Origin of the sequence: Serratia bockelmannii, assembly GCF_008011855.1 — a bacterium.
Lineage (GTDB): Bacteria > Pseudomonadota > Gammaproteobacteria > Enterobacterales > Enterobacteriaceae > Serratia > Serratia bockelmannii.
Map to the genome: position 1 here is coordinate 100,614 of NZ_VOUX01000031.1, position 16,204 is coordinate 116,817.

Genomic DNA, 16,204 nt, shown 5'->3' on the forward strand with positions numbered 1-16,204 from the left:
AACGAGATTGATTTCCATTATCACTTGGTTTGACATTCTTTCGGGTGGAACACACACGCATGCTTATTCACAAGGGAACCACGCCGGCCGGCCGATTGGCCATGGCGGTACGCGCCGCGCTGGCGGCGATGATGTTGACTCAGCCGGCTGTGGCGCTTGCCGTCCAGGCTGAGGCGAACGGCGCGCAGGCCGCACAGCAAAAGAATTTCAACATTGCGGCGCAGCCGCTGCAGAGTGCCATGTTGCGCTTCGCCGAGCAGGCCGGCATGCAGGTGTTTTTTGACGAGGTGAAACTCGACGGCATGCAGGCGGCGGCGCTGAACGGCAGCATGAGCGTTGAACAGGGCCTGCGGCGCTTGATCGGCGGCAATCCGGTGGCTTTCCGCCTGCAGCCGCAGGGGCAAATCGTATTGAGCCGGCTGCCGACGGCGAACGGCGACGGTGGCGCGCTGGCGTTGGACAGCCTGACGGTGCTGGGCGCCGGCGGCATCAACGCCAACGATTGGGTTTACGACGAACCACGCTCGGTCAGCATCATCAGCCGCGAACAGATGGACAACCGCCCGGCGCGACACGCGGCCGATATTCTGGAGCAGACTACGGGAGCCTATTCCAGCGTCAGCCAGCAAGATCCTGCGCTGTCGGTCAACATCCGCGGCATACAAGACTATGGCCGGGTGAACATGAACATCGACGGCATGCGGCAGAATTTTCAAAAGAGCGGCCATGGTCAGCGTAATGGCACCATGTACATCGATTCCGAACTGCTGTCCGGCGTGACTATCGACAAGGGCACCACCGGCGGCATGGGCAGCGCCGGCACGCTCGGCGGCATTGCCACCTTCAATACCGTCAGCGCGAGCGATTTCCTGGCGCCGGGCAAAGAGCTGGGCGGCAAGCTGCACGCCAGCACCGGCGATAACGGCACCCACTTCATCGGCAGCGGCATACTGGCATTGGGCAACGAAACCGGCGATATCCTGCTGGCCGCCAGCGAACGCCACCTCGGCGACTATTGGCCCGGCAACAAGGGCGATATCGGTAACATTCGCATCAATAACGACACCGGCAATTACGATCGCTACGCCGAGAGCATCAAGAACAACAAAATCCCCGACACCAATTACCGCATGCACTCGCGGCTGGCCAAGGTGGGTTGGAATCTGCCCGCCAACCAACGCCTGCAGCTGAGCTATCTGCAGACCCAGACCGCGTCGCCGATCGCCGGCACGTTGACCAACCTGGGCACCCGCCCGCCCTATGAACTGGGCTGGAAGCGCACCGGTTACAGCGACGTGATGGCGCGCAACGCGGCGTTCGACTACAGCCTGGCGCCGGAAGACGTCGACTGGCTCGATTTTCAGGCCAAACTGTATTACGTCGATACTCAGGATGACAGCGACACCTACAGCACCAGCTCGCTGCTGGACAACGGCTACGCGACGCGTACCCGCCTGCGTACCTACGGCGCGCAGGCGCAAAACACCTCGCGCTTCAGCCTGGCGCCGGGGCATGACTTCCGCGCCAACTACGGGCTGGAGTTCTATTACGACAAGGCAACCAGCGACTCTTCCCGCCAAGGCATGGAAGGGGTGACGCCGGCCGGCAACCGTTCGGTCGCCAGCCTGTTCGCCAACCTGACCTACGACTACGACGGCTGGCTGACGTTGGAGGGCGGGCTGCGTTACGACCGCTATCGCCTGCGCGGCCAGACCGGCCTGAGCTATCCGGATTTGGCCAAGGATGGGCAACGCTACACGATTGACAATCCTTGCAAAGCGTTGCGTCTGACCGGCTGTTCAACCACGACCCGCGAAGATTGGGACGTGGATCGCGATCAGGGCAAGCTGTCGCCAACGCTGGCGGTGGCGGTACGCCCCGGCGTGGAGTGGCTGGAGCTGTATACCACCTACGGCAAATCCTGGCGGCCGCCGGCGATCACCGAAACGCTGACCAACGGCAGCGCGCACAGTTCATCCACGCAATACCCCAACCCGTTCCTGCAGCCCGAGCGCTCGCGCGCCTGGGAAGTCGGGTTCAATGTGCAGCAGCCGGATCTGTGGTTTGAGGGCGATCGGTTGGTGGCGAAGGTGGCCTACTTCGATACCAAAGTGGATAACTACATCAACCTGGCGATAGACCGCAATAAACCGGGGCTGGTGCAGCCGAGCATCGGCAATGCTGCTTACGTCAACAACCTGTCGAAAACCCGCTTCCGCGGGCTGGAGTACCAGCTCAACTATGACGCCGGGGTGTTCTACGCCGACCTGACCTATACCCACATGATAGGCAAAAACGAGTTCTGCTCGAACAAGGCCTGGTTGGGAGGGCGTCTGCGCTACGGCGATGGATCGCGCCGCGGCAACTTCTATGTTGAGCCGGATGCCGCTTCCAATGACTTCGTCACGTGTGACGGGGGGACGCAGTTCGGCTCCGCCGCCTACCTGCCAGGCGATCGCGGTTCGGTGACGCTGGGCGGCCGCGCCTTCGATCGCAAGCTGGACGCCGGGGTGACCGTGCGCTTTGCGCCGGGCTATCAGGACAGTTCGGTGCCGTCCAATTACCCGTACCTGGCCGACTGGCCGAAGTACACCCTGTTCGATCTGTACGCCAGCTACAAGCTGACCGACAGCCTGACGCTGCGCGGCTCGGTGGAGAACCTGACTAACCGCGCCTATGTCGTTAGCTACGGCGAGACGCTGGCCAATACCCTCGGGCGCGGCCGCACCGTGCAGGGCGGGGTGGAATACCGTTTTTAAGCAGTAAAAGGGCGTTGCTCATCCTTGAGCACAAGGGCAGCCTCGCAAGGGGCGCCGTTCATCAATGGAGATAGAGAAATGGCATTTTCAGTTAACTATGACAGCAGCTTTGGCGGTTACAGCATTCATGACTATCTGGGCCAATGGGCTTCGACATTTGGTGATATCAACCATACCAACGGTAACGTCACCGACTCCAACAGCGGTGGCTTCTACGGCGGCCGGTTGTCTGGTAGTCAATATGCCGTGACCAGTACGGACAACCATGTCACGTCGGTCGTGGCGGGTGGCAACCTGACCTACACGCTGTTCAATGAACCGGCGCATACCCTGTACGGCCAGCTGGATTCCCTGTCGTTCGGCGACGGTTTGAGCGGTGGCGATACATCGCCGTACAGCATTCAGGTGCCTGACGTCAGCTTCGGCGGCCTGAACCTCAGCAGCCTGCAGGCGCAGGGCCACGATGGCGTGGTGCACCAGGTGGTGTACGGTCTGATGTCCGGCGATACCGGCGCGCTGGAAACCGCGCTGAACGGCATCCTCGACGACTACGGCCTGAGCGTCAATTCCACCTTCGATCAGGTGGCGGCGGCGACGGCGGTGGGCGTGCAGCACGCCGACAGCCCGGAACTGCTGGCGGCCTGATTGCGGCTGTTTGCCCGCCGGCGCCGTGCGCCCCGGCGGGCATTTTCTCGTTTTTAGCCGATGGAAAACGCCATGAAAAACGCCGTCAGGCGCGGAGAAGTGATGAGCGTGCTGGCCGCATACCGGCGCGGATTTTGGGGCATCGCGCTGTTTACCGCGGTGATCAACCTGTTGATGCTGGCACCGGCGCTGTACATGCTGCAGGTCTACGATCGCGTGTTGCCGTCGGGCAACCGCATGACGCTGGCGATGCTGACCCTGATGGTGGTCGGCCTTTACCTGTTTATGGGGCTGCTGGAGTGGGTGCGCAGCCAGGTGGTGATCCGCCTCGGCGCCCAGATGGATATGCGCCTGAATCAGCGGGTCTACGACGCCGCCTTCGAAACCAATCTGAAAACCGGCAACCCGCTGGCGGGGCAGGCGCTGAACGATCTGACCAACCTGCGCCAATTTGCCACCGGCAATGCGCTGTTCGCCTTTTTCGATGCCCCCTGGTTCCCGGTTTATCTGCTGGTGGTGTTTCTGCTCCACCCCTGGCTTGGCGCGTTGGCCAGCGCCGGGGTAATCGTGCTGGTGCTGCTGGCCTGGCTCAACCAGCGAGTGTCGCAAGCGCCGCTCGCGGAGGCTGGCCGGGTCGCGCTGAGCGCCACGCAGCAGGCCAACGGCAACCTGCGCAACGCCGAAGCCATTGCCGCCATGGGGATGCTGACCGACTTGCGCCTGCGTTGGTTGCGGCAGCATCAGCAGTTCCTGCTGTTGCAGAACCGCGCCAGCGAGAAAATCGCCGCCGTCACCGCCTGGTCGAAAACCGTGCGGCTGGCGCTGCAGTCGCTGATGTTGGGCTGCGGCGCGCTGCTGGCGGTCAACGGCGACATTACGCCGGGCATGATGATCGCCGGATCGATCCTGATCGGCAGGGTGCTGGGGCCGATCGATCAGCTGATCGGCGCCTGGAAGCAGTGGTCGTCGGCGCGCCAGTCTCTGCAGCGGCTGGAGGTGATGCTGGCCGCCAACCCGCCGCAGGCGGCGAGCCTGCCGCTGCCGGCCCCCAATGGCACCTTGACCGTGAATCAGCTGGCCGCCAGCGCGCCCGGCGGGAGCGCACCGGTATTGCACGGCGTCAGTTTTCGTCTGGAGGCCGGTGAGGTGCTGGGCGTCATTGGCGCATCCGGCTCGGGCAAAACGCTGCTGATGCGCCAACTGGTCGGCGCGCTGACGCCGCTCAGCGGCGACGTGCGGCTGGACGGCGCGGATATCCGGCAGTGGGATAAACAGCAGCTGGGGCCGCATATCGGCTACTTGCCACAGGATATCCAGCTGTTCGCCGGTACCCTAACGGAAAACATCGCCCGCTTTGGCCAGGTTGACGCCGAGAAGGTGGTGGCCGCGGCCGCGCTGGCCGGCGTGCACCAATTGATACTGCATTTGCCCAAAGGGTATGAAACTGAGCTGGGTGAGGGCGGCAGCGGCCTGTCCGGCGGCCAGCGTCAGCGGGTGGCGCTGGCGCGCGCGCTGTACGGTTCTCCGGCGTTGGTAGTGCTGGATGAACCGAATGCCAACCTCGATCGTGAAGGGGAAGAGGCGCTGCAGCGGGCGATCGAAGCGTTGAAGGCGCGCGGTACCACCATCGTGTTGGTGACCCACAAACCGGCGATCCTGGCGACCACCCACAAATTGCTGGTGCTGGCCGCCGGCCAGGTGCAGCACTTCGGCCCCAGCGACGCCATCCTGAAGAAACTGCCTGGTTTTGCGCCTGCAGCCGTACCGGCCAACGTCGGCCGCAGCAGCGGCGGCTTCAACGTCAACTACGCCAACTTTGCCAAAACGGCCAGCGGTGAACGAAAAGTATGAGCAATCAGAGTGTGATCCCCGGCGATATCGACGCCCTTTCCCGACAGTTCGACGAAGGGCGCCATCTGCGGCTCGGCGGCTGGCTGGTGCTGTTGGGGTTTGGCGGCTTCCTGCTGTGGGGGCTGTTGGCGCCGCTGGACAAAGGCGTGCCGGTTTCCGGCAGCGTGGTGGTGGCCGGCAACCGTAAGGCGGTGCAGCACCCGAGCGGCGGCGTAGTGTCGCAAATTCAAGTGCATGAAGGCGACCGGGTTCGCGCCGGGCAGGTGCTGTTGCTGATGGATACCGTCGACAGCCGCACCCAGCGCGATGCGCTGCGCAGCCAGCAGTTGAGCAACGCCGCGCAGCGGGCGCGGCTGCAGGCCGAACGCGACGGCCTGCAGGCGATCGCTTTCCCGGCATTGCTGCAGGCGCGGCGGGAGGAGCCAGAGGTGATGTCGTTGATGCTGCTGCAGCAGCAGCTGTTCACCAGCCGCCGAGCGGCGCTGCAGAGTGAGCTGGCGGCGATCGCGGAGAGCATTGCCGGATCGCAGGCGATGCTGGAAGGGATCCGTCAGTCTTACGCCAGCAAGCAACGGCAAAAGGCCATGTTGCAGGAGCAGCTGAGCGGTATGCGCAAACTGGCTGCGCAGGGGTATGTGGCGCGCAATCGGCTGCTGGATCTGGAAGGGCAGCATGCGCAGATCGACGGCCAGGCGTCCGAGGACACCGGGAATATCGGCCGCCTGGGCCGCCAAATACTGGAGCTGAAGCTGCGGGCGATCCAGCGGCGGGAAGAGTATCAGAAAGAGGTCAGTAGCCAGCTGGCCGAGGTGCGGATGAAGCTGGACGAACTGGATAACCGCCTGGCCAAGGCGGAGGCCGATCTGGGTCATACGCAGGTGAAAGCGCCGGTGGCGGGCACCGTGGTGGGGCTGAGCGTGTTCACCGAAGGTGGCGTGATCGGCGCCGGTCAGCAACTGATGGAGATCGTGCCCAGCGATCGGGGGCTGCAGGTGGAGGCGCGTATCCCGGTCGAACTGATCGACAAGGTGCAGGTAGGGCTACCGGTCGAACTGTTGTTCTCGGCGTTCAACCAAAGCACCACGCCGCGCGTCGAGGGCGAGGTGACGCTGGTCGGGGCCGATCGCCTGACCGACGAGAAAAGCGGCGCGCCCTATTACAGCGTGCGCGTCAAGGTCAGCGAAGCGGGGCTGCAACGCCTGAACGGGTTGGAGATCCGCCCGGGGATGCCGGTCGAAGGCTTCATCCGCACCGGCGAGCGTTCGATGATGAACTACCTGTTCAAACCGCTGACCGATCGCCTTCATCTGGCGCTGACGGAAGAGTGAGCATGTCGGTTTCGCCGCTGCCTTTCGCCGCACCCGGTGCCGTCATGCCCTGGCGTCGTTGCCTGGTGCTGGTGCTGGCACTGCACCTGCTGGTTGTGGCGCTGTTCTGGCCCTGGCGGGACCAGGCCGCGCCGGCGTGGGTGCCGCCGCCGGCGGTTATGGTGGTGATGGCCGCCGCACCGCAGGCCCCGGCCGAGGTAAAACAACCGCCGGGGCAAAGGACGCCGCCGCCTCAGGTTGAACCGCCGTCGCCGCCGGAACCCTTGCCGACGGTGAAGGTGCCTGAAGCCGTGCGGCCGAACATCGCCGTACCGCCGAAGCAGAAAAAACCGCCCAAGCCGGTGAAGACTCCCCCCCTGCCGCGCACACCGCCGCAGGAGAAAACGATCGCGCCGCCGAAGGTTCAGGAGCAAAGCGTCGGTGCGCCACCGCCGGGCCGGGCGGATAAAACGGCCGCGCCGCAAACTCGCCTGACGCCCTATTCTCAGGCGGGAGTGGACAACTGGCGCAGCCGCATCAGCGGCCGCCTGAATCGTTTTAAACGTTACCCCAAAGACGCATTGCGGCTAAAGCGCCAGGGCGTCGGGCAGGTGCGTTTCACGTTGGACAGGCAGGGCCATGTGCTGGCGGTGACGCTGGTCAGCAGCGCCGGGTTGCCGTCGCTGGATCGCGAAATCCAGGCGCTGGTCAAACGCGCTTCGCCGCTGCCCACGCCGCCGGCGGACGCCTACGTCAACGGCACGGTGGAATTGACGTTGCCGATCGATTTCAGTTTGCGCGGCGCGGGTTTCTGAGCCGCGGCAATATCTCCTCCTGAGAAAATCATTTTTCAGCAGCTTGTCCTGTTATTCATTATTTTCAGAGCGTATCGTTATTTTATTCGGCGAGGATAAGTCGGCGTTCTACGCAATATTTTCATTTGAAAAGCACGAATGCCTTTTATTTTGCGGCTGACAAAAAATAAACAGCTTGACGCTGCGGAGTTCGGGTTTTAGTTTTTAATTATAAAACAGGAACTGAGTTCCATATAGTGGAACAAGGCGGATCATGACAACGCTGGAAAATGCCGCTGCGGTATTAAAACTCTTTTCTCAACAACGTGTGATGCATGGCCAACCGGGTATTGCATTCAGCGACGTGGTTGAGCAATTGGCGCTGCCGAAAAGCACGGTATCGCGCCTGCTGCAGACCATGGAAAATCAGGGCATGCTGGAGCGCGATCCCGATAGCCGGCGTTATCACATCGGCGCGCTGTTGCTGGCGGCATCCAGCCACTATCTGTCGATGCCGCTGGTGGACAACCTGGCGGCCAGTATGGCGCAGCTATGCCGCCAGACGGCCTGTACCGGCTACCTTTCGATATTGGAAGGGCAGGAGATCATGGTGATGCGCATGTTTCCCGGCCGCCACTTTTTGCAGGTGGTCACCCCGGCGGGTTACCGTTCGCCAGCGGCGGAAACCTCGGTCGGCCGGGCGATACTGGCGCGTGAAAGCGACGAGCAGGTTCGGGCGCGTTACGCCGGCGGTTACCGGGCGACTTCGCCCAATGCGCCGCAAACGTTGGATGCGCTGTTGCAGACGTTGCAGCAGGTGAGGCGTCAAGGATGGTCGCTGGCGCGCAATGAAACCTTGAACAGCATCAGTTCGCTGGCGACCGCGCTGGTGAACAAGCACGGCAGCGAGACGGTGGGGTTGTGCCTGTCCTTCCCCTCGCAGGGCGAGGAGCAGCCGTTTGTACCGGAAGTCTTGGCCGAATTAACCGCAGTCAGCCGCCAACTGGCGGAAAAATATGGCGATGATTATTGGCAGCAGATCAAATAACGCGCCTGAGCTATTGTGTTGCATCATAATTAACGAGCGCCGACACCAGGGAACTCATTAATTATATTTCACCGTATTTTATTGGTAAGAAATAGACAGGCTGAATAAGAAAATAATCACGTCGTGACACCGGTAGTTCCAAATAATGGAACTGCCGCGGCGAGCTATCGTTTGGCGTTATTTCCGCCACGCAGCAGGAAATATTCAGGGAAACCAAGCATGAAATCAAATAATCCGCTAAAAGAGGCCGGCACGCTGTTGGTCATGGCGCTACTTTCGGTGGTGGGGGCGATCATCGGCGTTCAGCTGATCACCACGCTGGGCGTGACGCCCAACACCTCGATCATCGGTGCGCTGATTGCCATGCTGTTGGCACGCATTCCGCTGAAAATGTTCCAACGCTACCGCTCGGTGCACACTCAGAACCTGGCGCAGACGGTGATCTCCTCTGCCACCTTCGGCGCGGCCAATTGTCTGCTGATGCCGATTGCGGTGCCTTACGTGATGGGGCAACCGCAGCTTATTTTACCGATGTTCTGCGGCGTGGCGGCGGCGATGTTGCTTGACGCCTATCTGCTTTATCGCCTGTTCGATACCAAAGTGTTCCCCGCCGCCAATGCCTGGCCGCCCGGCGTCGCCGCCGCGGAAGCGATTAAAGCCGGCGATCGCGGCGGCAAGCAGGCCTGGCTTTTGGTGGTGGGCGTAGGGGTAGGTATCGCCGGATCAATACTCAAGATCCCCATGGCGGCCTTCGGCACCGCCTTTATCGGCAATATCTGGGCGCTGAGCATGTTTGGCGTCGGGTTATTGTTGCGGGCTTACGCCGATCCGGTGGCCGGTTTCGATATCAATGCCCATTTTATTCCGCACGGCGTGATGGTCGGCGCCGGCCTGGTGGCGCTTATCCAGGTTGCGCAGGTGATCCGCAGCCGCCGCGCCGATAGCGCCGGTTATACCCAACCGGACAGTGCGGTAAGCAAAGCGCTCGGCCTGGGCGCGGTCGGCTACATCGCCATCGCCGCGTTTTTGGCTCTGATCGGCGGGCTGTTCAGCGAGATGTCGCTGCCGATGTTGGCGCTGTTCGTGATATACGCGGCGTTCGCCGCTTTCGTTCATGAGCTGATCGTCGGTATCGCCGCCATGCACTCCGGCTGGTTTCCGGCGTTCGCGGTGGCGTTGATCACCCTGATCGTCGGTATCCTGATCGGTTTCCCACCGCTGGCGCTATGCATCCTGACCGGTTTTACCGCCGCCACCGGGCCGGCCTTCGCCGACATGGGCTTTGATTTGAAAGCCGGCTTCATCCTGCGTGGCTACGGCGAGGATCTGCGGCAGGAGCTGCTGGGGCGCCGCATTCAGCTGTTTGCGGCGCTGATTGCCTTCCTCATCGCCATTCCGGTGGTTTACCTCTCTTATCACAGCTATTTCCTGCAGGACCTGATCCCGCCGGTCGCGCGCGTTTACGCGAAGACCATCGAGGCCGGTGCGCAGCCGGGCATCGCCTGGAGCCTTTTGATCTGGGCGATCCCCGGCGCCGTGGTACAGCTGATCGGCGGCCCTAAGCGCCAGCTCGGCGTGTTGCTGGCAACCGGTCTGCTGATCAATAACGCCTTGGCCGGATGGGCGGTGCTGGTGGGCATCGCGCTGCGCGTGACAATCCTGCGCCGTTGGGGCGATCGTGGCCGCACACCGATGGAGATCATGGCGGCCGGGTTTATCGCCGGCGACGCGCTCTACAACTTCTTCAGCTCGATTTTTTCCAGCAAGGGCAAATAGCCCCTGCCGATGACATTGGTGAGGTAAAACGACCATGAGTTTGCAACAAACGCTGCAGGTTTTTGAATTGATTGATAGCGCATTCGTCAGCGGCCAGGACGTCGTCGATCTGTTTGCGCCTTACCCGGCGATCCGGGCCAGCACCTTGCGCGCCGACGGGCCGAAGGGCGGTACCGATTTCGTGCGCATCGAGATCCCCGGTAGCGCAGGCCAATTCGCTGGCGGTGCGGCGCCGACGCTGGGCATTATCGGCCGCCTGGGCGGCATCGGCGCGCGGCCGACGCGTATCGGGCTGGTATCTGACGGCGACGGCGCGATCGCCGCCATTGCCGCCGCGCTGAAGTTGGCAGAGATGCAGCGTAAGGGCGACACGCTGCCGGGCGATGTGATCGTCACCACTCATATTTGCCCGAACGCGCCGACCCGGCCGCACGATCCGGTCGATTTTATGGATTCGCCGATCGATGACGTGACGATGAACGATAATGAAGTGGTGCCGGAGGCTGACGCCATCCTGTCGATCGATACCACCAAGGGCAATCGCATCATCAACCACAAAGGCTATGCGCTGTCGCCGACGGTGAAAGAGGGCTACATCCTGCGGGTGGCGGAAGATCTGCTGCGCATCATGGAGATGACCAGCGGCCGCCCAGCGGTGACCTTCCCGATCACCACGCAGGATATCACCCCTTATGGCAACGGCGTGCATCACCTCAACAGCATCCTGCAGCCCTCGACCGCTACTGCGGCGCCGGTGGTCGGCGTGGCGATTTGCAGCGAATCGGTGGTGCCGGGCTGCGGCACCGGCGCCAGCCATGAAACGGACATCGCGCTGGTGGTCAAATTCGCGGTGGAGGTCGCCAAAGAATTTGGCCGCGGCACTTGCCGGTTCTACGATGCTGCCGAATTCGGCCAGCTGCTGGCGCTGTACGGCAGTCTGAGCCACCTGCAAAAAAGGAGATAGACCCATGACGGCTTCATTCGCCACGCTGACCCTCGGTCAGGCGCCGCGCAGCGATATCATGCCGCTGCTGTCTGCTTATCTGCCGGCGGAGCGGGTGAGGCACGTCGGTTTGCTGGACGGCCTGGATGCCGGGCAGATCGCCGAGCGTTATGCGCCGCAACAGGGCGATAAGCTGCTGGTGTCGCGCCTGTTGGACGGCACGCAGGTGACGCTCGGTGCCGCTCGCGTCGAAAGCGGGTTGCAGCAGAAGATCCGCGAGTTGGAGGCGGCGGGGTGCCAGGTGATCCTGCTGCTGTGCACCGGCGAATTCGGCCAATTGCAGGCGGAACAGGCGCTGTTGCTGGAGCCGGATCGCATTATTCCGCCGTTGATCTCCGCGATCGTCGGCGCACACCGCGTCGGCATCGTGGTGCCGATGGCGGAACAGGTTGAGCAGCAGGCGCGTAAATGGCGGCAGCTGGCGACGCCGCCGAGCTATGCCGTCGCCAGCCCCTATCTGGCAGATGATGCCGCGCTGGAGCAGGCGGCTTGCGCACTGCTGCGGCAGGGGGCGGAGGTGGTGGTGCTAGACTGCATCGGTTATCACCAGCGTCACCGCGCCTTTTTGCAGGCGCGTCTGTCGGTGCCAGTGTTGTTGTCGAACGTACTGGTCGCCAAGCTGGCTGCAGAGTTAGTCGACTGATTCAAATAGCGAAAAGTTACCGCTCGACGCGGTCTCAGGCGCTTTGCGCCCGTGGATCTCCCTGGGCTTCAGCAGCCCTGACTGCCGGTGAGAAGCCCGGCAGCGTTTTACTCTGCGCCGCGATCGCATTTCGCGCGAAAAACCAGTGACAGATCAACCGCAATCCCCCAATATGGATTTTCCATCAAGATGATTACGCGGGTGCCAGTCTATGCTGAAAGTGAATGAGTATTTTGCCGGAAAAGTGAAGTCTATCGGTTTTGACAGTAGCAGCATCGGTCTTACCAGCGTGGGCGTGATGGAAGAGGGCGAATACACCTTCTCCACCGCGCAGCCGGAAGAAATGACGGTGATCACTGGGGCGCTGAAAGTGCTGCTACCGGGCGCGCCGGACTGGCAGGTGTTTACGCCGGGTGAGAAGTTCTTCGTGCCGGGGCACAGCGAGTTCAACCTGCAGGTGGCCGACGCGACCGCCTATCTGTGCCGCTATCTGAGCAAATAAACGTTGCTCGTTAGGGGAACGCAGGGCTCAGCGAAGGCTGGGCCCTGGTCGTTTCTGAGGCGGGATTAACGCTGGGCTTCGCCGCCGAGCGCTTCGATGGTGTTTTTGATCAACGCCGCCAGCTCGCTGGTCATCAGGATAAAGTCGGCGTCAAAGCGCTGGGCGAAGTCGTCGCGATCGATGTCGTCGTTCTGCTCGCGCAGTGTGTCGGCGAACTTCAGGCGCTTGAGCGAGCCGTCGTCCGATAGCATCAGCTGAATGCGCTCCTGCCAATCCACCGCCAGCTTGGTCACCAGCTTGCCGGCTTCGATATGCACCGCGATTTCGTCGCTGATCAGATTCTGTTTCTTGCAGCGGATCACGCCGCCTTCTTCCAGAATCGCTTTCAATTCCGCTTCATCCTGAATGGCGAAGCCGGCCGGCATCTCGCCGGAACGCACCCATTCGGTCAGCGTCAGTTCGATCGGGCTTTCCATCGTCAGCGGCACCACCGGCAGCGAGCCGAGGCTCTTGCGCAGCAGCGCCAGCGTATCTTCGGCGCGTTTGGCGCTGGCGGCATCGACCATGATCAGATCGTTGACGGTGTCGATCCACATGAAGGTCTGGTTGAAGCGGCTGAACGCGCGCGGCAGCAGGCTGTGCAGCACTTCGTCCTTCAGCGCGTCTTTCTCGGTTTTCTTCAGTTTGCGGTGTTGTTCCGCCTCCAGGCGCTCAATCTTGGCCTGCAGCTCTTGCTTGATGACCGGCGACGGCAGGATTTTCTCTTCCTTGCGCGCGCAGATGACGATCTGGCCGTTGACCGCGTGCGTCAGCGCATCGCTGTGCGAGCCCATCGGGGAGACCCAGCCAGTCTTCGCCATGTCCTGGCTGCCGCACGGCGTGAAGGCGAATGCGCTGAGTTGTTTTTCCATTTCATCCGCGTTTAACGCCACTTCGCGGCTCAAACGGTAAACCATCAAATTCTTAAACCACAGCATAATGTTATCCCTGGCTGGGCGTGCGCTCGGCACGCTGATTCGTCAAAAGCAGGGCGGCATGATAACGAATTGACGCTGAAAAATCGCCCCATTCTCTCCGAATTGCGTTGCTTTACGCACCGAGAAAGGGCGGGGTGGAGGGTGGGAAACAGGTGATTCATCTGCGCGCTTACATTAGGCTGTGGCAACGCTACGTGGCATCGAGGAGAAAAATACGTGCGCATTGGCATCGACTTGGGTGGGACGAAAATTGAAGTGATTGCGTTGGCGGACGACGGGCGGGAGCTGTTTCGCCATCGCATCGCCACGCCGCGCCATGACTATGGGCAAACCCTGGCGGCGATCGCCGGGCTGGTGAAGCTGGCGGAAGATCATACCGGCGAATTGGGATCGGTCGGGATCGGCATTCCCGGCACGCTGTCGCCGTTTACCGGGCGGGTGAAGAACGCCAACTCGGTATGGCTCAACGGCCAACCGCTGGACAAGGATCTGTCGGCGCTGCTGGCGCGCGAGGTGCGTATCGCCAACGACGCCAACTGCCTGGCGGTGTCGGAAGCTACCGACGGCGCAGGCGCTGGCGCGAAAACGGTGTTCGCGGTCATTATCGGCACCGGCTGCGGCGCCGGCGTGGCGCTGAGCGGCCAGGCGCATTCTGGCGGCAATGGCATCGCCGGCGAGTGGGGCCACAACCCGCTGCCGTGGCAGGATGACGATGAGCTGCGTTACGCTCGCGACGTGCCGTGTTACTGCGGCAAGCCGGGCTGCATCGAAACCTTTATTTCCGGCACCGGTTTCGCTACCGACTATGCGCGCCTGAGCGGCAACGCGCTGCAAGGGCATGAGATCATGGCGCTGAGCGAGCGGGGCGATGCGCTGGCGGAGCAGGCGATCGTTCGCTACGAAATGCGGTTGGCGAAATCGCTGGCGCACGTGATCAACATGCTGGATCCGGACGTGGTGGTGCTCGGCGGCGGCATGAGCAACGTGGATCGCCTGTACCGCACGGTGCCGCAGCGGGTGAAAAGTTGGGTATTTGGCGGCGAGTGTGAAACGCCGATCCGCAAGGCGGTTCACGGCGACTCCAGCGGCGTACGCGGTGCGGCCTGGCTGTGGCCGCAACAGCAGCGCTAAACGTTGCAGCAAAGCGCGAGGCTGCTCGCGCTTTAAACCCTTCCCTGTACAAAAACTGGACGGCGTTTTATGATTTAGCTAACTTAGCTAAGGAGGACGCGTATGTCGATTCAGGCCAATATGCACGAAGCCAAATCCAATCTGAGCCAGTTGGCGGACAGAGCCGCGGAGGGAGAAACCGTGATTATTGCAAAAGCAGGGAAGCCGTACGTACAGCTGGTCGCCATCAAGGGGGAAGCGCGCCGCCCTGGCGCCGCCAAGGGCAAGTTCACCGTGCCGGCGGATTTCAACGCCGAGGATGCGGCCATTGCGGCGTTGTTTGAGGGCGATGCATGAAGCGCCTGTTGCTGGATACCCACGCGTTGCTGTGGTGGCTGATCGATGACGCCTGCCTGGGCGCGAACGCCAAAAGGCAGATCGCCGATCCGGGCAATGCGGTGTACGTCAGCGCGGCCAGCATTTGGGAGATCTCGATCAAGCAGGCGCTGGGCAAACTGGCGCTGCCGGAAGATATCTTTGCGATCATCGAGGCCGAAGATTTTCTGTCGCTGCCGATGGACGCCTTTCACTGCCAACAGGCCGGGCAGTTGCCGCCCTATCATCAGGATCCTTTCGATCGCATGCTGATCGCACAGGCGCAGGCTGAAGGGCTGACGCTGGTCTCCGCCGACGCGGTGTTTCCGCAGTACGGCGTGCGGGTAGCCGACGCTCGCCGTTAAGCCGGCTTTTCCTCGCTTTCGCTGCGCACCCGTTCGATATGAATGGTCAGAAACATCATCTCTTCCGTGGTGAGCTGATGCTGATAGTGCTTTTCGATGTGGCGGTTGATCTTACCGGCGCAGGCGAATGACTCACGGTACTTCTCTTTCACCACCTGATAGAGCGAGTCGTCGTCGCTGTCGACGTAGTTTTTCCCCAGCAGGCGCTGGGCGAAGAATTTCAAATGGGTGACGAAACGGTGGTAGCTCAGGGATTCCTCGTTGTAATCAAAGCGGAAATGGTATTTGACCAGGTTGAGGATCTCTTGCATCACGCGGGTAATATGCAGCGTGTTGTGCATCTCGTCGTTAAGCTGGGCGTTGACCAGGTGTAGGGCGATAAATCCGGCTTCGTCCTCCGGCAACGCGGTGTCCAGCCGTTGGGCGATCAGGGCCAGCGCCTCCAGCCCGACGGCGAACTCGGCCGGATAGAGCTTTTTAATCTCCCACAGCAACGCATTTTTGATATCCAGCCCTTGCGCATGGCGCTGCAGGGCGAAGTGGATGTGATCGGTCAGCGTGATGTAGACGATGTTATGCAACTTGCCCGGCAGGCGTTCGCGGGCGAGAGTAATGATCTTGTCGGCGGTGGTGACGCAGGCTAATGGGATCTCGGCGAGCAGCTCTTTATAGCGCTCGGCGGTTTCTCCGCCGTTATGGGTGAATACCTTTTCGATCAGGCTTTCGTCCAGCGTATCGCCGGGCTTCTTTTTAAAGCCGATTCCTTTTCCCATCACCACCGTCTCTTCCTGACGGTCGTCCAGCGTAATCACCACGTTATTATTGAGTATTTTAGCGATTTTCATGGTTTTTCCCGGTGTTTCAGCATCCTGAAAACGAAAAAACCTGACGCCCGGAAGCGATCCCGGGTGTCAGGTTTTGCCTGTATTTTATGTTTCTTCCCTGCGGCCCTGAGCGGCGGAGGGGATACAGTAACAATCCTATTATGTTGGCATAATAACCCGTGCCCGCCGCGGCTCAACGCTTTTCACTGCGGAGTGCCGCCGCGG

15 protein-coding genes are annotated in these 16,204 nt (G+C 61.6%); 13 read left to right on the forward strand and 2 right to left on the reverse strand.

The features are described 5' to 3' along the window. Positions 1 to 59: 59 nt before the first annotated feature. From FOT55_RS14805 to ppnP, 10 genes are all read left to right on the forward strand, one after another. Entirely contained in the window at positions 60 to 2,759 is a 2,700-nt protein-coding gene (locus FOT55_RS14805) for a TonB-dependent receptor (protein ID WP_147823622.1), read from the forward strand. 78 nt (positions 2,760 to 2,837) lie between these two features. Continuing rightward, positions 2,838 to 3,404 carry a heme acquisition protein HasA gene (locus tag FOT55_RS14810; protein WP_025301726.1) on the forward strand — a complete coding sequence of 189 codons (567 nt, stop codon included), beginning with the start codon at positions 2,838 to 2,840 and terminating at the stop codon, positions 3,402 to 3,404. Positions 3,405 to 3,476: 72 nt separating this feature from the next. Further along, the gene (locus tag FOT55_RS14815) at positions 3,477 to 5,255 is read left to right on the forward strand and encodes a type I secretion system permease/ATPase (RefSeq protein ID WP_147823623.1); all 1,779 of its coding nucleotides are present in this window, start codon (positions 3,477 to 3,479) and stop codon (positions 5,253 to 5,255) included. After that, a complete protein-coding gene (locus FOT55_RS14820; protein ID WP_060447651.1) occupies positions 5,252 to 6,583 on the forward strand; it encodes an HlyD family type I secretion periplasmic adaptor subunit in 1,332 nt (443 codons plus the stop codon). Before FOT55_RS14815 ends, FOT55_RS14820 begins: the two co-directional genes overlap by 4 nt. A gap of 2 nt (positions 6,584 to 6,585) precedes the next feature. Next, on the forward strand, positions 6,586 to 7,377 hold the full coding sequence (locus FOT55_RS14825; RefSeq protein WP_147823624.1) for an energy transducer TonB: 792 nt from the start codon (positions 6,586 to 6,588) through the stop codon (positions 7,375 to 7,377). Between the two features lie 253 nt (positions 7,378 to 7,630). Further along, positions 7,631 to 8,404, forward strand: coding sequence for an IclR family transcriptional regulator (locus FOT55_RS14830; RefSeq protein WP_025301730.1), 774 nt, complete (start codon positions 7,631 to 7,633; stop codon positions 8,402 to 8,404). A gap of 219 nt (positions 8,405 to 8,623) precedes the next feature. Then, entirely contained in the window at positions 8,624 to 10,180 is a 1,557-nt protein-coding gene (locus FOT55_RS14835; protein ID WP_147823625.1) for an OPT/YSL family transporter, read from the forward strand. Positions 10,181 to 10,214: 34 nt separating this feature from the next. Then, a complete protein-coding gene (locus FOT55_RS14840) occupies positions 10,215 to 11,144 on the forward strand; it encodes a DUF1177 domain-containing protein (protein WP_025301732.1) in 930 nt (309 codons plus the stop codon). A gap of 4 nt (positions 11,145 to 11,148) precedes the next feature. Continuing rightward, entirely contained in the window at positions 11,149 to 11,826 is a 678-nt protein-coding gene (locus FOT55_RS14845; RefSeq protein WP_089195581.1) for an AroM family protein, read from the forward strand. Positions 11,827 to 12,037: 211 nt separating this feature from the next. Then, the gene (gene ppnP / locus FOT55_RS14850; RefSeq protein WP_004940463.1) at positions 12,038 to 12,328 is read left to right on the forward strand and encodes a pyrimidine/purine nucleoside phosphorylase; all 291 of its coding nucleotides are present in this window, start codon (positions 12,038 to 12,040) and stop codon (positions 12,326 to 12,328) included. A 65-nt stretch (positions 12,329 to 12,393) separates the two neighbouring features. Here ppnP and rdgC read toward each other — a convergent pair whose 3' ends face one another. Beyond that, entirely contained in the window at positions 12,394 to 13,305 is a 912-nt protein-coding gene (gene rdgC, locus FOT55_RS14855) for a recombination-associated protein RdgC (RefSeq protein ID WP_004940461.1), read from the reverse strand. A 216-nt stretch (positions 13,306 to 13,521) separates the two neighbouring features. Between rdgC and mak the strand changes: the two genes are divergently transcribed. The 3 genes from mak (at position 13,522) to FOT55_RS14870 (ending at position 15,155) form a co-directional block, all read left to right on the forward strand. After that, the gene (gene mak, locus FOT55_RS14860) at positions 13,522 to 14,436 is read left to right on the forward strand and encodes a fructokinase (protein WP_025301734.1); all 915 of its coding nucleotides are present in this window, start codon (positions 13,522 to 13,524) and stop codon (positions 14,434 to 14,436) included. Between the two features lie 102 nt (positions 14,437 to 14,538). Next, entirely contained in the window at positions 14,539 to 14,772 is a 234-nt protein-coding gene (locus FOT55_RS14865; RefSeq protein WP_089180592.1) for a type II toxin-antitoxin system Phd/YefM family antitoxin, read from the forward strand. Next, positions 14,769 to 15,155 (forward strand): type II toxin-antitoxin system VapC family toxin, encoded by a 387-nt coding sequence (locus FOT55_RS14870; RefSeq protein ID WP_049206211.1) that lies wholly within the window; start codon positions 14,769 to 14,771, stop codon positions 15,153 to 15,155. The genes FOT55_RS14865 and FOT55_RS14870 overlap by 4 nt, the downstream gene beginning before the upstream one ends. Here FOT55_RS14870 and licT read toward each other — a convergent pair. Beyond that, positions 15,152 to 16,000 (reverse strand): BglG family transcription antiterminator LicT, encoded by an 849-nt coding sequence (gene licT / locus FOT55_RS14875; protein WP_043135622.1) that lies wholly within the window; start codon positions 15,998 to 16,000, stop codon positions 15,152 to 15,154. The genes FOT55_RS14870 and licT overlap by 4 nt on opposite strands. Between the last annotated feature and the right edge of the window lie 204 nt (positions 16,001 to 16,204).